Origin of the sequence: Kitasatospora sp. NPDC002040, assembly GCF_040296785.1 — a bacterium.
Classification (GTDB): domain Bacteria; phylum Actinomycetota; class Actinomycetes; order Streptomycetales; family Streptomycetaceae; genus Kitasatospora.
In genome coordinates, this window is the sequence record NZ_JBEOXV010000002.1 from 1 (window position 1) to 18,966 (window position 18,966).

An 18,966-nucleotide genomic window follows, 5' to 3' on the forward strand; every position below is an offset into this window, starting at 1 on the left:
TGGCGAAGCTGAGAACTTAAGCGCCAGTAAACGGCGGTGGTAACTATAACCATCCTAAGGTAGCGAAATTCCTTGTCGGGTAAGTTCCGACCTGCACGAATGGCGTAACGACTTCTCGACTGTCTCAACCATAGGCCCGGTGAAATTGCATTACGAGTAAAGATGCTCGTTTCGCGCAGCAGGACGGAAAGACCCCGGGACCTTTACTATAGCTTGATATTGGTGTTCGGTTCGGCTTGTGTAGGATAGGTGGGAGACTTTGAAGCAGCAACGCCAGTTGTTGTGGAGTCGTCGTTGAAATACCACTCTGGTCGTGCTGGATGTCTAACCTGGGTCCGTGATCCGGATCAGGGACAGTGTCTGGTGGGTAGTTTAACTGGGGCGGTTGCCTCCTAAAGAGTAACGGAGGCGCCCAAAGGTTCCCTCAGCCTGGTTGGCAATCAGGTGTTGAGTGTAAGTGCACAAGGGAGCTTGACTGTGAGACCGACGGGTCGAGCAGGGACGAAAGTCGGGACTAGTGATCCGGCGGTGGCTTGTGGAAGCGCCGTCGCTCAACGGATAAAAGGTACCCCGGGGATAACAGGCTGATCTTCCCCAAGAGTCCATATCGACGGGATGGTTTGGCACCTCGATGTCGGCTCGTCGCATCCTGGGGCTGGAGTAGGTCCCAAGGGTTGGGCTGTTCGCCCATTAAAGCGGTACGCGAGCTGGGTTTAGAACGTCGTGAGACAGTTCGGTCCCTATCCGCTGTGCGCGTAGGAATATTGAGAAGGGCTGTCCCTAGTACGAGAGGACCGGGACGGACGAACCTCTGGTGTGCCAGTTGTTCTGCCAAGGGCATGGCTGGTTGGCTACGTTCGGGAGGGATAACCGCTGAAAGCATCTAAGCGGGAAGCCTGCTTCGAGATGAATATTCCCACCTCCTTGAGAGGGTAAGGCTCCCAGTAGACGACTGGGTTGATAGGCCGGATGTGGAAGCCCTGTAAGGGGTGGAGCTGACCGGTACTAATAGGCCGAGGGCTTGTCCTCAGTTGCTCGCGTCCACTGTGTTGTTCTGAAACAACGACCCCACACCGTTTGGTCACGGGTGTGGTGCGGTCATACAGTTTCATAGTGTTTCGGTGGTCATAGCGTGAGGGAAACGCCCGGTTACATTCCGAACCCGGAAGCTAAGCCTCATAGCGCCGATGGTACTGCAGGGGGGACCCTGTGGGAGAGTAGGACGCCGCCGAACAATCATTCAGAGAAGGCCTCCCGGCTTATGCCGGGGGGCCTTTTCGCATTTCCGGCGTCAGTCCCCTGTGGCAGAATCCCGTCAGCTTTGATCTTCGAGGGGTGGCACGGTGATGGGGAGAGCACTGGCATGGTCCGCCCGGGCCTGCGCGGTCGGGGCCTGGGGGGCTTTGGGGATCGTGATCGTCTGGGCGTACGGGATGCGCCCGGGGGAGGTGCCACCGTTCGAAGGGCTGATCCGGCTCGGCTGGGTCGGCCTGGCGCTGCTGTGGGTGCGGGTGGGGGTGCTCTGGATTCGGCGGGTCCGCTACCGGGGTTCCGGCGCGGGGCGGCCGGTGGATCCGGTGCAGGATGCCGTGCCCGTGCGGTCGGAGCCGTACGTGCCGAGGACCCAGAGTGCCGGTTGGTGGGTGTACCTGCGACAGGGGGCGGTCTGGGTGTTGCTGCCGTTGGTGATCGCGGTGCCGGTCTCGCTGGGCGAGCCGACCGGGGGTGCGTCGATCCGTGCGCTGCAGCAGGCCGGGGCGGAAGTGGGCTGGGCCACCGTGGTCCAGGTGGCCGAGGTGTCCGCGCTCCGGGACGCGGACGACGACCAGTGGGGTTACCAGGCGACGCTGGTCCTGGAGCTGCCCGATCGGACGACCGTCACGGCGACCGATGCCGTCGTGTACCGGGAGCCGCGGGCCGGAGGTCAGGTCCGGGCGCTGTGGGCGCCGGCGCAGCGGGAGCTCGGAGCGGTGGTGGACGAGACCGTCCGCGATCCGGAGAAGTGGGTCCGCGGCGGTTGGACCTGGCGCGGGGTCGGGTTGCTGGTCGCGGTGCTGGCGATTCCGCTGGCGGCCATCGCGGCGAGTATCGGCGCGGTGGCCGGGCCGGAAGCACTGCACCGGGTCGCCTGGGATGCCGGGGCCCAGAGCGTGCACGCGGTGGTGGCCACGGCGCTGTATCTGCTGGTCCTGCCGCTGCTGGACGGTTCGGGATTCGGCAGCAGGGTGGGTTGGCTGCTGGCCACCGCCGGCTTCGGCTGTACGGTGCTGGCCCTCTACGTCGCCCTGGGCGTGTGGGCGCAGATGGTCGACCACGCCTGACCCGGGCCCGGGCACGACGACCGCCTGCGGCACCAGCGCAGGCGGTCGCTGCCGGTCCCCCTAGTCCTTGAGGTCGTCCAGGAAGCCGAGCAGGGCCTGGTTGACCTCCTTGGGCTTCTCCTGCTGGGTCCAGTGGCCGCAGTCGGGGAGCCAGAGCGGTTCGGCCAGGTTCGGTGCGAGCTCGTTGAGGGTGCTGAGGCCGGCGCGGGCGCCGTCGTTGGCGACGACCAGGTCGTGTTCGCCGAGGATCAGCAGGGCCGGGGGCAGGATCCGGGCGTTGTGCCAGGGGGCGGTGAGGTGCCAGTTGCGGTCGAGGTTGCGGTACCAGTTGAGCGGGCGGGTGAAGCCGCTCGCGGTGAACTCGGCGGCGAAGTGGGCGAGATCGGCCTCGGTGAGCCAGTCGGGGAGGGTGGTCGGCTGGGTGAACATGTCCAGGAACCCCTTCCCCTCGGGGACCAGCGGAATCCGTTCGGGGCTGAGTGCCGGGCGGCCGGCGAGCACGGTGCGGAAGGTGGTGTACGGGTCCCGCGCGAGTTCGGCGTCGGCGGTCCCGGGGTGCTGGAAGTAGGACATGTAGTAGGTGTCGCCGAGGAGTTGGCGGAAGAGCTGGAGGATCGGCATCGGCCCGCGCGGGAACGGTGGGACGGAGAGGCCGACCACGCCGCGGACCAGGTCGGGACGGAGCAGCGCGGCGGTCCAGGCGACCGGGGCGCCCCAGTCGTGGCCGACCACCACTGCGCGTTCGGCGCCCAGGGCGGGGAGCAGGCCGAGGATGTCACCGGACAGGTGCAGCAGCGAGTACGCATCGATCTCGTCCGGCCCGCCGGTGCTGCCGTAGCCGCGCTGGTCCGGTGCGACCGCGTGGTAGCCGGCCTCGGCCAGGGCGACGAGCTGGTGGCGCCAGGAGTACCAGCCCTCGGGGAAGCCGTGCAGCAGCAGGACCAGTGGCCCGCTGCCCGCTTCGGCGATGTGCATCGACAGTCCGCTGGCGGATTCGACCTGGCGGTGCGTGATCGTGGTCATGGAACGGCCCTTCGCTCGACGGCGCTGCCGGAGTTGACATGACCATCCTGCCTGCCGGTCCCGGGCGTTGGGAAGAACGGCTGACGGGGGGTCAACCACCCGACGGGAGTCCCGGACGGCCGATCGAGGCGGCCCGTAGTACCACCTCGGTGGCGAACCGGACCTCGGGGTCGGCGAGCCGGTCGCCGAAGGCGCGCTCCAGGACCCGCAGCCGGTAGCGGACGGTCTGGGGGTGGACGCCGAGCTGTTCGGCCAGCTCGGCGGCGGTGGCCCGGGTGGTGAGCCAGGCGCTCAGGGTCTCCAGCAGGCGGGCGCGCCGGATGGGGGTGAGCTCGGCGAGCGGGGCGAGGTAGCGGTGGGCGATCTGCTGGATCAGGGCCGGGTCGCCGAGCAGGAGGAGCTGGACCAGGTGGTCCTGACAGTAGGTCAGGGTCGGCTCGGGTCCGGCGAGGGGGAGCAGCTGCCGGGCCCAGCGCAGCGAGTCGGCGGCCTCGGCGAGCGGGGTGGTGAGTCCGACGGCGGCCCGGCAGTCGGCCAGGGCGAGGGCGAGGGCCGGGCGGCGGTCCTCGTCCACCCGGCCGGGCAGCAGCAGATGGGGTTCGCGGTCGGCCAGGTCGACCAGGATGTCGCGGTCCAGGGCGGCCCGGTTGGGGCGGGAGCCGGGGGCGAGGGCGACCAGGGTGACGTGTTCCGGCAGTGGCCAGGCGGCGTGCTCGGCCAGTTCGGCGAGGGCCCCGCGGGCGACGGCGGTGCCGCCGAGGATGCGGCGCAGCAGGCGGCGGCGGCGGTTGTCCGGCTCCTCGCCGAGTTCGGCCATGGCCTGTAAGTAGCCCTCGCGGGAGAGTTCGGCGATCTCGCCCATGTACGCGAAGAGCGCGTCGGCGAAGGCCATCAGGACGGCGGCCGACAGGTTGTGCCGGCGGCCGACGGTGCGGACCCGGCGCAGGGCGACCTGGCAGCCGATCCGGTAGGCGTCCTGGAGCATGTCGAGGCTGCGGCCCTCGAAGGCCTCGTGCCGGCCGAACCGGCGGCAGATCTCGTCCCGGAGCGAGGTGGTGGCGGTGGGGGCGGCGACCTGGTCGACGAAGGTGGCCACGTTCTGCTCGATGCCGACCCGGATCACCCTGGCGTTCGGTCCCTCCAGCAGCTCCCGGTACTCGGGGATGACGCCGACGATCTCGGCGGCCATCTCCTTGAGCAGGCTGGGGAGTTCGGGGCGCATCACGGCGGCCAGCTCGCGCGGGATCCGGTCGATGGAGGCGGTGAAGCCCGGGGCCTTGCGCGGTGTGGCCATGGATCCCCCTGCTGCCGGGCCGTTGGGCCGCACGCATACGACATGTGATGGTTCGCCGAAGATAGAGCACGAGCGGTCGGAAGCGCAGTACTCAGGACACAGAACACTGCCGACTGCCAAGGGAGTTGGCAGGGCGAACGAGGTGGAGCGCTCACTTCCGGACAAAGTGCGGGACCGCTTCTGATAGGCCGGGAACAAGAAAATACCCGCTGGTAGCCGGGTTTTCCGGATCTGTGCGAACGCCGTTGCGTGGCCTGATTACCCGCGCGTAATGTCCCGGCTCAGCGAGGGCAGCCCCACCCACCGCCCCGCTTCCCGGAAGCACCCTCTGGTCGAATCCACGCTGCCCACAGCGGAGTTCGGCCTGCCCGGGTGCGTCTACCCCCAGAAAGGACCACTCGTGCGCAAGCCTGTCAAGGGCGCCCTGGTCGCAGCCGCAGGGCTGACCGCGGCCGTCGGCCTGACTTTCGCCCCGAGCGTCGCCACCGCCGGTCCGACCGCGGTCTGGACCGCCAGCCCCGGCGGTGCCTGGACGGCCAAGGCGACCTCGCCGAAGCTGACCGACACCAAGACCGGGACCAAGCTGACCTGTACCTCCTCCTCGGCGGCGGGCACCCTGGCGCCGACCAGCAACGGTCTGCCGATCTCCAGCATCACCTCGGTGAGCTGGACCAGCTGCTCGGGCCCGCTCGGCATCACCTTCAGCGTCACTCCGCAGAACCTGCCGTGGAGCCTCAACGCGCTCAGCTACAACTCCGTCACCGGCGTGACCACCGGCAACCTCACCGGGGTCAAGGCCCACATCAGCGGCGCCGGCTGCACCGCCGACTTCGCCGGCCCGACCAGCACCACGCCCGCCACCCTCACGGGCAGCTACAACAACTCCACCAACACCCTCACCATCAGCGGCGGCGACCTGCACGCCTATGCCGTCTCGGGCAGCTGCCTGGGTCTGCTGAACAACAACGACGCGGCGGTCTACAACGCGGCGTACGTGCTGGCCGCTCCGCAGGTCATCACCTCGCCGTGAGCTGAGCCGGTGCGGTCGCGGGCCCCGATCCGGTGGTTCCCGGGTCGGGGCCCGTGCGCGGAATGTGCGCGGCGTGACTAGGCGGGGGAGCGGAATTGTCATCCGGTGACAGGAAATCCCGGCTCGGACTTTCCCGCCGAACTGTCCGGGTGCGATCACTTGTGACGTCTTGTTACCCGGCCGTAGTGTCCTGCGTCCCGAGCCGGTGAGCCGGCCGCTGCCGGTAAAACCCCTACCGTTCCGAGGAGTTCAGTCATGACGGACGCAGTGCGCCGCCGCCGTGCGGTGCGGCCTGCCGCCGTGCTGGTGGCGGCCCTGCTCGCGGGAGCGGTGGCGGGGGCCCCGTCGTCGGGCGCGGCGCCCGGCACGGCGGCCGCGGTGGCGGCCGAGCAGCACCACTCGGGGGTGAACACCTGCCCGGACCCGCCGATCGGCGAGCTGGACCCGGCCCGGTTGCCCCCGGTGCCGGCCGGCGCGATGGTGCTGCCGCTGCCGGACATGGACCCGTTCCCGCCGACCCCGGCCTGTGCCTTCGCGGTCGGCTACGCGAACGTGCACAAGCTCGGCCAGGCCTCGGTGGTGAACGACCCGGGCAACCACCCGGTGCTGGCGGGGCTGAACATGACCCGGCGGTTCGTCACCCTCTGGGACCCGGAGCCGGGCCAGCAGCCCTACTTCGAGGCGGACTCGCTCGGCTACCTGAAGCTGCCGCCCTCCGACACCACCTTCCTGACCTTCGGCTTCATGCCGACCACGGCCAAGATGGAGCTGGTCCCGCAGGGCCTGCTGACCATCGTGGCCACCGGGAACTCGGACTGGGACCAGCCCGCCGAGTTCACCATCGCCGGCTACCAGTCGCTCCGGATCTACGACGTCAAGGTCAACGGGACCCCGCTGGACGTCGGCCCGAACTGCCGCACCGTCAGGCCGGTCGACCTCCAGCTCAAGGGCCGGCAGGACGACTACCTGCCCGGCGGCGGCGACGGCAAGCCGGACTACACCCTCCAGGGCGGCGGCCCGCTGTCCCAACGCGACCTGGTGATCCCGCCGTTCAGCGGTTGCGGCACCGGCGGGGAGGACCTGGACCCGCTGTTCACGGCGGCGGTCTCCGGGCCGGGCAACACGCTGAACCTGATCCAGGGGGCGATCTGCACCCCGACCAGCGACCAGCCGAACGGGTGCGAGCCGGAGATCGAACTCCCGGCACTGCCGCACCGCCGCAGTTGACCGCCGGCCGAGTGCCGGCCGACCGACAGAGCAGAACGGCGCACGGCCGAGAGAACCGGGAGGTGCCATGGGTATCGAGGTGACCGTCGAGGGGCTGACCAAGTCCTTCGGGCGGCAGACCGTCTGGGAGGACGTCACGCTGACGCTGCCGCCCGGCGAGGTGACGGTGCTGCTCGGGCCGTCCGGCACCGGTAAGACGGTCTTCCTCAAGTCGGTGATCGGGCTGCTCAAGCCGGAGCGCGGCCGGGTGCTGGTGGAGGGCGTCGACATGGTCAACAGCCCCGAGCGGGACATCTACCGGGCCCGTCGCCTGTTCGGCCTGATGTTCCAGGACGGCGCGCTGTTCGGCTCGTTGAGCCTCTTCGACAACATCGCCTTCCCGCTCCGGGAGCACACCCGGAAGACCGAGGCGGAGATCCGCCGGATCGTGCTGGAGCGGATGGAGATGGTCGGCCTGCTCGGCTCGGAGGCCAAGCTGCCCGGCGAGATCTCCGGTGGGATGCGCAAACGGGCCGGCCTGGCCCGGGCGCTGGTGCTGGACCCGCAGATCGTGCTCTGCGACGAGCCGGACTCCGGCCTCGACCCGGTCCGCACCTCGTACCTGTCCCAGCTGCTGGTGGACCTGAACGCGCAGATCGACGCCACCATGCTGATCGTCACCCACAACCTGGACATCGCCGCGACCGTCCCGGACAACATCGGCATGCTGTTCCGCCGCGAGCTGGTCGCCTTCGGCTCGCGGGAGGAACTGCTGCGCAGCGAGCAGCCGGTGGTCCGGCAGTTCCTCAGCGGGCGCCGGGCCGGGCCGATCGGGATGTCGGAGGAGAAGGACCAGGACCTGCTGGCCCAGGAGACCGTACCGGTGGAGGAGTTCCGGCCGCTGCCCGAGCAGTTGCAGCCCTCGCCGGGGCTGCCGCCGCGCCGGGCGCTGGAGCGCCGGGCGGGGGTGGCGCGGTGACCGGCGCGCTGCGGCAGACCGGGCAGCTGTTCGCCCTCACGGCCCACACCGTCCGGGACACCTTCCGGCGCCCGTTCCAACTGCGGGAGCTGGTCGAGCAGTTCTGGTTCCTGGCCAGCGTGACGATCCTGCCCGCGGCCCTTGTCTCGATCCCGTTCGGTGCCGTGATCGCCCTTCAGGTCGGTTCGCTGGCGCAGCAGTTGGGCGCCCAGTCGTTCACCGGCGGGGCCAGTGTGCTGGCGGTGATCCAGCAGGCCAGCCCGCTGATCGTGGCCCTGCTGATCGCCGGTGCGGGCGGCTCGGCGATCTGCGCCGACCTCGGCTCGCGGAAGATCCGGGAGGAGCTGGACGCGATGGAGGTGATGGGCGTCTCGCCCGTCCAACGGCTGGTGGTGCCACGGGTGCTGGCCGCGATGGCGGTCGCCGTGCTGCTGAACGGCCTGGTCTCGGTGGTCGGCACCCTGGGCGGCTACTTCTTCAACGTGATCCTCCAGCACGGCACCCCGGGCGCGTACCTGGCCAGCTTCTCCGCGCTGGCCCAGCTGCCGGACCTGTACATCAGCGAGCTCAAGGCGCTGATCTTCGGCTTCATCGCCGGGATCGTCGCCGCCTATCGGGGGTTGAACCCGCGCGGCGGTCCCAAGGGCGTCGGCGACGCGGTCAACCAGGCCGTGGTGATCACCTTCCTGCTGCTGTTCGTGGTCAACGTCGTGCTCACCGCGGTCTACCTGCGGGTCATCCCGCAGAAGGGAGCCTGAGCCATGGCCCTGCTGGACCGCGCCACCCCGCCGGGCGGACCGCCCGAGCCGCCCCGCCGCTCCCGGCTGGCCTGGCTGGAGGAGACCGGCGACCACCTGCTGTTCCACCTGGCGGCCCTGCTCTGGATCCCGCGCGCACTGCGCCGTTACTTCAAGGAGGTCCAGCGCCTGCTGGCCGAAGTCGCCTTCGGCAGCGGTGGGCTGGGCGTGATCGGCGGCACCGTCGGCGTGATGATCGGGATGACCGCCGCCACCGGCACCGTGGTCGGGCTGCAGGGCCACGCCGCGATGAACCAGCTCGGCACCGCCGCGTTCACCGGCTTCGTCTCCGCCTACTTCAACACCCGCGAGATCGCCCCGCTGGTGGCCGGCCTGGCGCTGTCCGCCACGGTCGGCGCGGGCTTCACCGCCCAGCTCGGCGCGATGCGGATCAACGAGGAGATCGACGCGCTCGAGGGGATGGGCGTGCGCAGCCTGCCCTACCTGGTCACCACCCGGATCATCGCCGGGGTGGTCGCGGTGCTGCCGCTGTACGGGATCGGCCTGCTCTCCTCGTACGCCGCCTCCCGGGCGGTGACGGTGCTGGTCAACGGCCAGTCACCCGGCACCTACGACCACTACTTCGACCTCTTCCTCTCCCCGGCGGACGTGCTGCTCTCGGGTCTCAAGGTGCTGGTCTTCAGCGTGATCGTGATCCTGGCGCACTGCTACTACGGCTTCCACGCCAAGGGCGGCCCGGCCGGGGTCGGCATCGCGGTCGGCCGGTCGGTCCGGAACGCCATCGTCATCATCAGCATCACCGACTTCTTCCTCTCGCTCGCCATCTGGGGCGCCACCACCACGGTGCGGGTGGCCGGATGAGCCCCCGTCGGCCCGGCCGGATGACCGCCGGAGTGGTGTTCCTGCTGGTGCCCGTGCTGCTGGCCGGGGTCTCGGTCGCGGTCTACAACAAGGCCTTCACCGACGAGGCCACCGTCACCCTGGAGACCGGGGCGACCGGCAACGAACTGCACGTCAACGCGGACGTGAAGCTGCGCGGCGTGGTGGTCGGCCGGGTCAGCGGGGTCGGTACCGACGGCGACCGGGCCCGGCTCACGCTCGCCCTCGACCCGGCCCGGCTGGACGGCATCCCGGCCGGGGTGACGGCCCAGCTGCTGCCGACCACGTTGTTCGGCGAGCGGTTCGTCGCGCTGGTGCCCCCGGCGGCCGGCCCGGGCAGCGCGCTGCGGGCGGGCGCCGTGATCGCCCAGGACCGCTCCGCCGAGGCCGTCGAGCTGGAGCAGGTCCTCGACCACCTGCTGCCGCTGCTCTCCGCCGTCCAGCCGGAGAAGCTCGCCGCCACCCTGAACGCCGTCTCCACCGCCCTGCGCGGGCGGGGCGCCCAGCTCGGCGCCTCGCTGGTCGAACTGGACTCCTACCTGGCCGGGCTCAACCCCGAACTGCCCACCCTGACCCGGGACATCGAGCACCTGGTGACGGTCGGTCGGACGTACGGCGACGCCGCTCCCGAGATCCTCCAGGCCCTCACCGACCTGACCACCACCAGCGGCACTCTGGCCCAGCAGCAGTCCGGCCTGCGCGCCCTGTACGCGTCCGGCAGCGCGAGCGCGCGGGACCTCACCGACTTCCTGCAGCGCAACCGGTCCACCCTGATCCGGCTCTCCGCCGACAGCCGGGCCACCCTGGAGCTGCTGGCCGAGTACGCCCCCGCCTTCCCCTGCACCCTGCGCACGCTGGCCGACTTCGTCCCGGTGATGGACAAGGCGCTGGGCAAGGGCACCGACCGGCCGGGCCTGCACGTCAGCGTCTCCACCCTGCCGTCCCGGGGCAGGTACCAGCCCGGCAAGGACGCTCCCGCCTACACCGCCACCGGCGGCCCCAAGTGCTACGACACCCCCTACACCGGACGAGGCAGCACACCGCCCCCCTCCGCCGCGGGCGAGGGCTTCCCGATGCCCGCCGCGCTCGGCCTCGGCCTGCCCAACTCACCGCAGGAGAACGCGCTGGTGAACGAACTCCTGGCCCCCGGGCAGGACCTGCCCGACTGGAGCAGCGTGCTGGCCGGCCCGCTGCTGCGCGGAACGGAGGTGAAGCTCGGATGAGCCGCCGCATCCCGGCCGGACCGGTGGTCAAGTCCCTGCTCTTCATCCTGGTCACCGCCCTCGCCACCACCGCGCTCGGGCTCGGCATCGCCGACACCGGCCTCGGGGACGACACCTCCGGCTACCGGGCCCGGTTCACCGACGTCACCGGACTCAACGTCGGCGACAGCGTCCGGATCGCGGGCGTCCGGGTCGGCGAGGTGGACAGCGTCACCGTGGTCGACCGCAGGTACGCCCAGGTGAGCTTCTCGGTCCGCCGGGACAGGCAGCTGCCCGCCTCGGTCACCGCCTCGGTCAAGTACCTCAACCTGGTCGGGCAGCGCTACCTCGAACTGGAGCGCGGCACCGGCCCGTTGGCCGAGCCCCTGGCCCCCGGCGCCACCATCCCGCTGGAACGGACCAGGCCCGCACTGGACCTGACCCAGCTGTTCAGCGGATTCCAGCCGCTGTTCCAGGGCCTGTCCCCGAACGAGGTGAACCAGCTCGCCGACGAGATCGTCCAGGTGCTCCAGGGCCAGGGCGGCACCGTGGACGGCCTGTTGCGCAGCGTCGGTTCGCTGACCAGCACGCTCGCCGCCAAGGACGAGGTGATCGGCCGGGTGATCGACAACCTGAACACCGTGGTCGCCACCGTCAACAGCAACGAACAGGGCTTCACCGAACTGGTGAGCACCCTCCAGCAGTTGGTGGCCGGCTTCGCCCGGGACCGGCAGCCCATCGGCGAGGCCGTCCAGGCCCTGGGCGCCCTCACCACCAGCACCGCCGGGCTGCTCCAGGACAGCCGGCCGCCGCTCAAGGACACCATCGGCCAACTGGGCCGGCTCTCCACCGGCCTGGCCGAGCACAGCACCCAGCTGGAGACCTTCCTCCAGCGCAGCCCGGAGAAGCTGCGCACGCTGGGCCGGCTCGCCTCGTACGGGTCCTGGTTCAACCTCTACCTCTGCCAGGCCGCCGTCTCGGGCGTCTCCACCGCCGACGGCAGCACCCCGCCCACCGGCATCACCGTCACCGAACCGAGGTGCCAGGGATGAACCGACTCCTGCCGCGACCGGGCCGCCCGCGGTCCGGGCCGCTGTTCAGACCGCTGCGCGAGCGCAACCCGGTGGCCGTCGGCGCCGTCGGCCTGCTGGTGCTGCTGCTGCTCTGCGCGGTCGCCTACCAGGGGGACCGGCTGCCGTGGCTCGGCCAAGGGACCGAGTACACCGCCGAGTTCACCGAGGCGGGCGGACTGCGGCCGGGCAACGAGGTCCGGGTGGCCGGGGCCAAGGTCGGCAAGGTCACCGAGGTCGGCCTGGCGCAGGGGAAGGTGCGGGTGGCCTTCCGGGTCAAGGACGCCTGGATCGGCGACGCCTCCACCGCCGCGATCGGCATCCGCACCCTGCTGGGCGAGAAGTACCTCGCCCTGGACCCGCTCGGCGCGGCCGAGCAGGACCCGGACCGGACCATCCCGGCGGCCCGGACCACCTCGCCGTACGACGTCACCCAGGCGCTCGACGGGCTCGGCAAGACCCTCGGCGCGATCGACACCGCCAAGCTGGCCGAGAGCTTCCGGGTCATCTCCGACACCTTCAAGGACACCCCCGAGTCGGTGCGCAGCGCCGCCGACGGGCTCGCCGCGCTCTCCCGCACCGTCGCCGACCGGGACGCCCAGCTGGCCCGACTGCTCTCCGGCAGCGCACAGTTGACCCGGACCGTGAGCGAGCAGAACAGCCGGTTCGCGGCCCTGATCGGCGACGGCGACCAACTGCTCGCCGAGATCCAGCGCCGCCGCGCCGCCGTGCACCAACTGCTCGTCGGCACCTCGGCGCTGTCCGTCCAGCTGACCGGACTGGTCCGGGACCAGGAGCGCCAACTCGCCCCCACCCTGGCCGCGCTGGACCGGGTCACCGGGGTGCTGAAGGCCAATCAGCAGAGCCTGGACCAGACCCTCGCCCTGCTCGGCCCCTACTACCGGCTGATGGGCAACACCCTCGGCAACGGCCGCTGGTTCGACACCTACCTGTGCGGTGTGGTGCCCCGGGCCTACCTGCCCGACGGCACGTCACCCGCCCAGGGCTGCATGCCCGACCGGCCGGAAGGAGGCCGGGGATGAAGCGGCCCGGTACCAGGACCTCCGTCGTGATCGGCACCGGAGCGGCCGTCGCCGCGCTGGTGGCCGCCCTGATCGCCGTCCCCGGCCCGGAGGGAAGCCGGGTGACGGTCTACTTCGACCACGCCGTGGGCGTCTACGCGGGTTCCGACCTGCGGGTGCTCGGCGTCAAGGTCGGCACCGTGGACGCCGTCCGCCCCGAGGGCGAACGGGTCAGGGTGCAGCTCACTCTCGACCACGGCGTGAAGGTGCCGGCCGACGCCTCCGCCGTGGTGGTCGCACCCAGCGTGGTCGCCGACCGGTACATCCAGCTCACCCCCGCCTGGACCGGCGGCCCGCTGCTCACCGACCGGGCGGTGATCCCGGCCGACCGGACGGCCGAACCGGTCGAGATCGACCAGCTCTACCAGAGCCTGACCGACCTCAGTACGGCGCTCGGCCCGGACGGCGCCAACGCCACCGGTGCGCTCTCCCGGCTGCTCGACACCGGCGCCCGGAACATGGGCGGCAACGGCAGGGCGATCGGCGACAGCATCGAACAGCTGGGCCGGATGGCCAAGACGCTCTCCGGCCACAGCGACGACCTGTTCGACACCCTCACCCAGCTGCAGGCCTTCACCACCATGCTGCGGGAGAACGACACCCAGGTCCGCTCCGCCACCGACCGCCTCGCCGACGTCAACACCTTCCTGGCCGAGGACAAGGAGGAGCTCGGGCTCGCGCTGCAGAACCTCGCGGTGGCGCTGGGCGAGGTGAAGACCTTCGTCGAGCAGAACCGCACCCGGCTCGCCGCCAGCATCGACCAACTGGTCCCGATCACGCAGAGCCTGGTGGACCAGCGGGCCTCGCTCGCCGAACTCCTCGACACCGCCCCGCTGGCCGCCGGCAACCTGCTCCGCGCCTACGACCCGGCCCGGGGCACGCTGGCCGGCCGGGCCAACCTGACCGAGATCGCCGAACTGCCGCTACCCCTGCCAGGAGTGGGCCGATGAGACGTCAACTCCTGCTGCTCCCGCTGGTCCTCGCCACCGCCTGCTCGGTCGCCCCCGGCGGGGTGCAGAACCTGCCGCTGCCCGGCGGCGCCGACCTGGGGGACCACCCGTACCAGGTGACCGCCCGCTTCGGCGACGTGCTCAGCCTGGTCCCGCAGTCGGCCGTCAAGGTCAACGGCGTCGCGGTCGGCCGGGTCACCGGGATCGAGCTCTCCCCGGACGACTGGAGCGCCGTGGTCACCCTGCGGCTGAACGGCAACGTCCGCCTGCCCGCCAACAGTCACGCCCAGCTCGCGCAGTCCGGCCTGCTCGGCGAGAAGTACGTCCGGCTGACGGCGCCGTCCGGCAGCGAGGCCGCGCAGGGGAGCCTGGCCGACGGCTCCGTCATCCCCGACAGCAGGACCGGCCGCTCCACCGAGGTGGAGGAGGTGTTCGGGGCGCTGTCGATGCTGCTGAACGGCGGTGGGATCGACCAGCTGCGCAGCATCAACACCGAGCTGGCCCAGGCGATGACCGGGAACGAGGACCGGATCCGTTCGGTGCTCGACCGGCTGAAGACCTTCACCGGCGAACTCGACGCCCACCGGGCCGATCTGACCGCCGCCCTCGACGGCCTCGACCGGCTGGCCGGCACCCTGGCCACCCGGGACCGGGAGATCGGCACCGTGCTCACCGGACTCAGCCCCGGCCTCAAGGTGCTGGAGGAGCAGCGCGGCGACCTGCTCACCCTGCTCCGCTCCCTGGACACCCTCTCGGGCGTCGCCGTCGACACCGTCAACCGCAGCCGGGACGACATGGTCGCCGACCTCAAGGCGATCGCGCCCACCCTGCAACGGCTGGCCGACGCGGGCAAGGCGCTGCCGGACTCGCTCCAGGTGCTGCTCACCTACCCGTTCACCGACGAGGTGCTGCGCGGCGTCAAGGGCGACTACCTGAACGTCTACCTGGACCTGGCCGCCGCGCCCGGCACCCGGATCATCCCGGAGCTGGACCCGGACGACAACGCGGCTCCGCCGCCGGGGCCCGATCCCGAGCCCGCACCCGAGTCGCTCGCACGGCAGCTGCCGTTGCCGCTGCCCTCGGTCACTGGCCCCTCCGCCGCTGGCCCCTCCGTCACCGACCCGTCCGGAAAGGCGCGCTGATGCTCACCCTCGCCGTCCGGCTGAAGAACCTCGGCTTCCTGCTGATCGCCGTCCTGGTGCTCGGCTACATCGCGGTCCGGCACGCCGACCTCGGCCGGTACGTCGGGCTGCGCGGCTACTACGTGGTCGACGTCCAACTGGAGCGCACCGGCGGCCTGTTCGAGCACGCCGACGTCACCTACCGGGGTGTCTCGGTCGGTCGGGTCGGCCCGATCCGGCTCACCCCGGACGGTGTGCGGGCCGAACTGCGGATCTCCCAGGACGCGCCGCCGATCCCGGACCGGCTCAAGGCCGTGGTCGCCAACCTGTCCGCCGTCGGGGAGCAGTACATCGACCTGCGCCCGAGCACCGACCAGCCGCCCTACCTGCACGACGGGGCCGAGATCGCCCGGGCCGACACCACCGTGCCCGCACCCGTCACCGACATGCTGACCCGGGTGGACGCCCTGGTCGGCTCGGTCCCGCTCAACTCGCTGCGCACGGTGGTGGACGAGTTCGGTACCGCCTTCAACGGCCAGGCCGACAACCTGCAGGCGCTGCTGGACGGCAGCCGGGGCTTCCTCACCGCCGCCAACACCGCCCTGCCCGCCACCACCCGGCTGATCGTGGACGGCGAGACGGTGCTGCGGACCCAGGCCGAGGAGGCCTCGGCGATCCGCTCCTTCGCCACCGGCGCCGCCCAGCTCTCCGCCCAACTCGCCCGCTCCGACGGCGATCTGCGGCGGGTGATCGCCACCGGTCCGCAGGCGGCCGGCCAGGTGAGCGCCCTGGTGCAGGACCTGGACCCGGGTCTGAGCGTGCTGCTGGCCAATCTGCTGACCACCGCCGAACTGGGCGTCACCCGCCAGCACGGCATCGAGGAACTGCTGGTCCGGCTCCCGGCGGCAGCGGCGGTCGGGGCGACGGCGGTCACCGCCGAGGGTGCCCGGCTGGGCATGGCCGTCACCTTCTTCTCGCCGCTGCCCTGCACCGACGGCTACCAGGGCACGGTCTACCGCAACGGCCTGGACACCGGGACCGCGCCCGAGTTCAACGCCGGTGCCCGCTGCAACGCGCCTGCGAGCTCGGGGAGTTCGGTGCGGGGGTCCGGCAACGCGCCCAAGGGCGGCGTTCCGACGCCGGTCGCGCCGGCCACCCCGGGGGCGGGCCGGTGAGCAGGAGCCCGGGGTGGACCCGGCCGGTGCAGACCCGGTCGGGGTGGATTCGGCTGGCGTGGGGCGTGGCGCTGGTGGTGCTCGTGCTGGGCGGGCTGAGCCACTGGCAGGCACGCAGCGCCACGGCCGGCGAGCGGGCCCGCGCCGGTGCGCTGGCGGCCGGGCGGTCGGCGGTCGCGGTGCTCACCAGCGCCGACGCGGCCGACCCGGAGGCCACCCGGGCCCGCTGGCTGGCCACCACCCGCGCACCCCTGCACGACCGGCTGGCCACCGGCCCGGCGCCGGACCTGACGGTCCGTGCCACGGTCGCCGAGGCCGCGCTCACCGCGCTCGACCCGGCGGGCGGCAGCGCCAGGATGATCGCCGTGGTCCGGCTCGAACTGACGTCGGCAGGAGGTGCGGTGAGCACCGACCGGCGCCGGGTGACGGTCGCGCTGACCCGTACCGGGGACGGCTGGAAGGTCGCCGACCTGGCGACCGTACCGGTGGAGGCGGTGTGAGGCCGCTGCTGCGCTGGATCGCGCCCGCGCTGGTGCTGGCCGCCGGGCTGGCCCTGCTGGTGACCGGGCAGCTGGTCCGGAACGGCGCCGACACCGCGGACCGCGCGCTGACCGACCGGGCGGCCACGGCCCGGGTGACCGAGGAGGTCGGCTCGGCGCTCGGACGGGCCTTCTCCTACTCCGCGACCGACAGCGAGGGCACCAGGACGGCCGCGCGGGCGGTGTTCACCGGAGCGGCGGGCGAGCAGTACCGGGCCCTGACCGAGCAGCTGCGCGGCTGGGTCGGCGAGCAGCAACTCACGCTCACCAGCCGGGTGGTGGCCACCGGCGTGGTCCGGCTCGACGCCGACCGGGCCGAGCTGCTGGTGCTGCTCGACCAGAGTGCCCGCCGCCCGGACGGTACGCCCACCCTGACGGCCGCCCAACTCCTGGTCGGCGCTCGGCTCGAAGCCGGTCACTGGCTGGTCACCGATCTCAAGTCGCTGTAACGGAGGAGTGGATGACAGTGCGTGCGATGCGCGAGCGGCTGCCGGTGCTGGCGGTCTGCCTGGTCCTGCTGGCGGCCGGGGCGGCGGTCTGGGGCGGGTGGTCCTGGTACGCGGCTGCGCACGACGGCGCCGCCGACCTGGCCCGGTCCAGGGACCGGGCCCTAGCGGCGGGTGAACAGGCCGTGCAGAACCTGAACACCCTGGACCACGCCGCCCTGGCCCCCGGGCTCGACCTCTGGGAGCAGTCCACCACCGGTGACCTGCACAGCCAACTGGTGCAGGGCCGGGCCGAGTTCGAGAAGCAGGTGAAGCAGGCGCAGAGCGTCACCACCGCCCGGGTGCTGGACGGCGCGGTCACCGAACTGGATCAGGCGGCCGGTCAGGCCGCCGTGCTGATCGCGGTCCGGATCACCGTGAGGACCGGGCAGGAGCAGCCCGTCACCAAGGACAGCCGGATGCTGGGCCGGCTCACCAGGACGGGCGAGGGCTGGAAGCTCAGCGCCCTCGGACAGGCCCCGATGGGCACCACCGCGTCCACCGCACCGTCGGCCGGGCAGTGAGGAGCAGCACCGTGTCCACCACCACCCGCCACCTGATCAACCGTCAACGCCGCCTGGCCGCCGCCCGCCCGGTGGCCGCCCCGGCGCCGGTGGCCCGGACTCCCCGGCCGAGCCGGCCCCGGCGGCGCCGTTGGCCCGCCGCGCTGCTGGTCCTGGCGGTGCTGCTCGGCGCCTTCGCCACCTGGTCGGCAGTGGCCGCCGCCGACCTCCGGGCCGACGCGGGGCAGCACAACACGGCACTGTCCGACCCGGCCGCCACCAGCGAGGTGAAGGGCCGGATCACCGAGGCCGTGAACGCCCTGTTCTCCTTCACCCACGCCGACCCCGGCCGGACCGACCAGGCCGCCCAACGCCTGCTCACCGGCCGGGCGGTGGAGCAGCACCGCACCCTGCTGGCCCAGGTCCGGGCCCAGGCGGCGGCCAAGAAGCTGGTCCTCACCACCATCGTCACCGACGCCGCGGTCTCCGCACTGGACGGTGACCGGGCCCGCCTGCTGATCTTCGCCGACCAGCGCAACACCAGCACCGCGGACGGCGCCAAGGAGGCGCCGAGCTACTCGGCCGCGATGTTCGCCGTCGACGCCGTGCGCACCGGAGGCACCTGGCGGATCGAGAACATCGACACCTACGGGCGCTGATTCCCGGGCTGGGTGGCGGGCACTATATTGAACGCGTTCAAAGCTTGGTGCCGAGCATGGTGAGAACAGGGGGGCATTGCCATGAGCGATACCGAAGGTCTACTGGGCGTGTGGTTGTTCGCATCGCCGTTCCTCGTACTGCTGGGCGGCGGTTGGCTGGTGTGGTCGGCCTTGGTGCGAGGGTGGTCGGCGCTGCTGAGGATGCCGGGCGTCGTTGGGCTCGTGGCGGCCGGGACGGCGGGTTGCGCCTGCATCGAGGGACTGTTCTCGGCGCCCTGGCTCGACCCGAAGGATGCCTGCCGATCCCTGAAGCTCCGCGACGGTGTCGTCAGGGATGGAGGTCTCTTCCCGATCAGCAGGCAGTGTGTGGAGCGTGGCGCCGACAGCGGTGTCGAACTGGTGGCGGGTTGGGTGAATCCGACCGTCATCGGTGGCCTGCTGGTCGCGGTGACGGGGTTCGCTGTCGCCGGCATTCGGTGGGTCGGCCGAGTTCGGGCCGAGCGGCGGTACCGGGACGAGCTGGCCTGGGCCGAAAGGGAGGCCGAGAACTGGCAGCTGACGCCGGATCATGAGCCTGCCGGGGGAGCGGGCCAGTAGTTCAACGTCTGCTTCACCGGCTGCGTGACCGGCGGCTGACTGATCCGATGCCGAAACGGCCCCCGCATCAACCCTTGGCAGGGAGGGAACGGG

At 71.4% G+C, this 18,966-nt stretch carries 18 protein-coding genes, 2 rRNA genes and 1 pseudogene; 19 read left to right on the plus strand and 2 right to left on the minus strand.

What is annotated here, in order from left to right:
• The 3 genes from ABT118_RS05475 to ABT118_RS05485 all read left to right on the plus strand — a co-directional run.
• Positions 1-1,029, plus strand: a 23S ribosomal RNA gene (locus ABT118_RS05475); the annotation flags it as partial.
• Positions 1,030-1,117: 88 nt separating this feature from the next.
• Positions 1,118-1,234: ribosomal RNA gene (gene rrf / locus ABT118_RS05480) — 5S ribosomal RNA — on the plus strand.
• 112 nt (positions 1,235-1,346) lie between these two features.
• The gene (locus ABT118_RS05485; RefSeq protein ID WP_350645127.1) at positions 1,347-2,321 is read left to right on the plus strand and encodes a hypothetical protein; all 975 of its coding nucleotides are present in this window, start codon (positions 1,347-1,349) and stop codon (positions 2,319-2,321) included.
• Between the two features lie 60 nt (positions 2,322-2,381).
• Here the strand turns inward: ABT118_RS05485 and ABT118_RS05490 are convergent, their stop codons facing one another.
• Both ABT118_RS05490 and ABT118_RS05495 read right to left on the minus strand, forming a co-directional pair.
• Positions 2,382-3,344: an alpha/beta fold hydrolase gene (locus tag ABT118_RS05490; protein ID WP_350645128.1), complete on the minus strand. Its 963-nt coding sequence runs from the start codon at positions 3,342-3,344 to the stop codon at positions 2,382-2,384.
• Positions 3,345-3,435: 91 nt separating this feature from the next.
• A complete protein-coding gene (locus ABT118_RS05495) occupies positions 3,436-4,638 on the minus strand; it encodes a PucR family transcriptional regulator (protein WP_350645129.1) in 1,203 nt (400 codons plus the stop codon).
• A 400-nt stretch (positions 4,639-5,038) separates the two neighbouring features.
• Here ABT118_RS05495 and ABT118_RS05500 point away from each other — a divergent pair, with 400 nt between their 5' ends.
• The 16 genes and pseudogenes from ABT118_RS05500 (at position 5,039) to ABT118_RS05575 (ending at position 18,873) form a co-directional block, all read left to right on the plus strand.
• Positions 5,039-5,668 (plus strand): hypothetical protein, encoded by a 630-nt coding sequence (locus ABT118_RS05500; RefSeq protein WP_350645130.1) that lies wholly within the window; start codon positions 5,039-5,041, stop codon positions 5,666-5,668.
• 255 nt (positions 5,669-5,923) lie between these two features.
• On the plus strand, positions 5,924-6,895 hold the full coding sequence (locus tag ABT118_RS05505) for a hypothetical protein (RefSeq protein WP_350645132.1): 972 nt from the start codon (positions 5,924-5,926) through the stop codon (positions 6,893-6,895).
• Positions 6,896-6,962: 67 nt separating this feature from the next.
• Positions 6,963-7,835 (plus strand): annotated as a pseudogene (locus ABT118_RS05510) (ABC transporter ATP-binding protein); the annotation flags it as partial.
• A gap of 14 nt (positions 7,836-7,849) precedes the next feature.
• Positions 7,850-8,611 (plus strand): MlaE family ABC transporter permease, encoded by a 762-nt coding sequence (locus ABT118_RS05515; RefSeq protein WP_350645134.1) that lies wholly within the window; start codon positions 7,850-7,852, stop codon positions 8,609-8,611.
• A gap of 3 nt (positions 8,612-8,614) precedes the next feature.
• Positions 8,615-9,472: an MlaE family ABC transporter permease gene (locus tag ABT118_RS05520; RefSeq protein ID WP_350645135.1), complete on the plus strand. Its 858-nt coding sequence runs from the start codon at positions 8,615-8,617 to the stop codon at positions 9,470-9,472.
• Complete coding sequence (locus ABT118_RS05525) at positions 9,469-10,713, plus strand: MCE family protein (protein WP_350645137.1); 1,245 nt, start codon at positions 9,469-9,471, stop codon at positions 10,711-10,713. The genes ABT118_RS05520 and ABT118_RS05525 overlap by 4 nt, the downstream gene beginning before the upstream one ends.
• Entirely contained in the window at positions 10,710-11,744 is a 1,035-nt protein-coding gene (locus ABT118_RS05530; protein ID WP_350645139.1) for an MCE family protein, read from the plus strand. Before ABT118_RS05525 ends, ABT118_RS05530 begins: the two co-directional genes overlap by 4 nt.
• On the plus strand, positions 11,741-12,805 hold the full coding sequence (locus ABT118_RS05535) for an MCE family protein (protein WP_350645141.1): 1,065 nt from the start codon (positions 11,741-11,743) through the stop codon (positions 12,803-12,805). The genes ABT118_RS05530 and ABT118_RS05535 overlap by 4 nt, the downstream gene beginning before the upstream one ends.
• Positions 12,802-13,794 (plus strand): MCE family protein, encoded by a 993-nt coding sequence (locus ABT118_RS05540; protein WP_350645142.1) that lies wholly within the window; start codon positions 12,802-12,804, stop codon positions 13,792-13,794. The genes ABT118_RS05535 and ABT118_RS05540 overlap by 4 nt, the downstream gene beginning before the upstream one ends.
• Entirely contained in the window at positions 13,791-14,936 is a 1,146-nt protein-coding gene (locus tag ABT118_RS05545) for an MCE family protein (protein WP_350645144.1), read from the plus strand. The genes ABT118_RS05540 and ABT118_RS05545 overlap by 4 nt, the downstream gene beginning before the upstream one ends.
• On the plus strand, positions 14,936-16,090 hold the full coding sequence (locus ABT118_RS05550) for an MlaD family protein (RefSeq protein ID WP_350645145.1): 1,155 nt from the start codon (positions 14,936-14,938) through the stop codon (positions 16,088-16,090). The genes ABT118_RS05545 and ABT118_RS05550 overlap by 1 nt, the downstream gene beginning before the upstream one ends.
• A complete protein-coding gene (locus ABT118_RS05555) occupies positions 16,087-16,590 on the plus strand; it encodes a hypothetical protein (RefSeq protein WP_350645146.1) in 504 nt (167 codons plus the stop codon). The genes ABT118_RS05550 and ABT118_RS05555 overlap by 4 nt, the downstream gene beginning before the upstream one ends.
• Complete coding sequence (locus tag ABT118_RS05560) at positions 16,587-17,078, plus strand: hypothetical protein (RefSeq protein ID WP_350645148.1); 492 nt, start codon at positions 16,587-16,589, stop codon at positions 17,076-17,078. Before ABT118_RS05555 ends, ABT118_RS05560 begins: the two co-directional genes overlap by 4 nt.
• 11 nt (positions 17,079-17,089) lie before the next feature.
• Positions 17,090-17,638: an Rv1363c family protein gene (locus ABT118_RS05565; protein ID WP_350645149.1), complete on the plus strand. Its 549-nt coding sequence runs from the start codon at positions 17,090-17,092 to the stop codon at positions 17,636-17,638.
• Positions 17,639-17,649: 11 nt separating this feature from the next.
• Positions 17,650-18,276, plus strand: a complete 627-nt coding sequence (locus ABT118_RS05570) for a hypothetical protein (RefSeq protein WP_350645150.1) — start codon at positions 17,650-17,652, stop codon at positions 18,274-18,276.
• A gap of 81 nt (positions 18,277-18,357) precedes the next feature.
• Complete coding sequence (locus ABT118_RS05575; protein ID WP_350645151.1) at positions 18,358-18,873, plus strand: hypothetical protein; 516 nt, start codon at positions 18,358-18,360, stop codon at positions 18,871-18,873.
• Positions 18,874-18,966 lie beyond the last annotated feature (93 nt).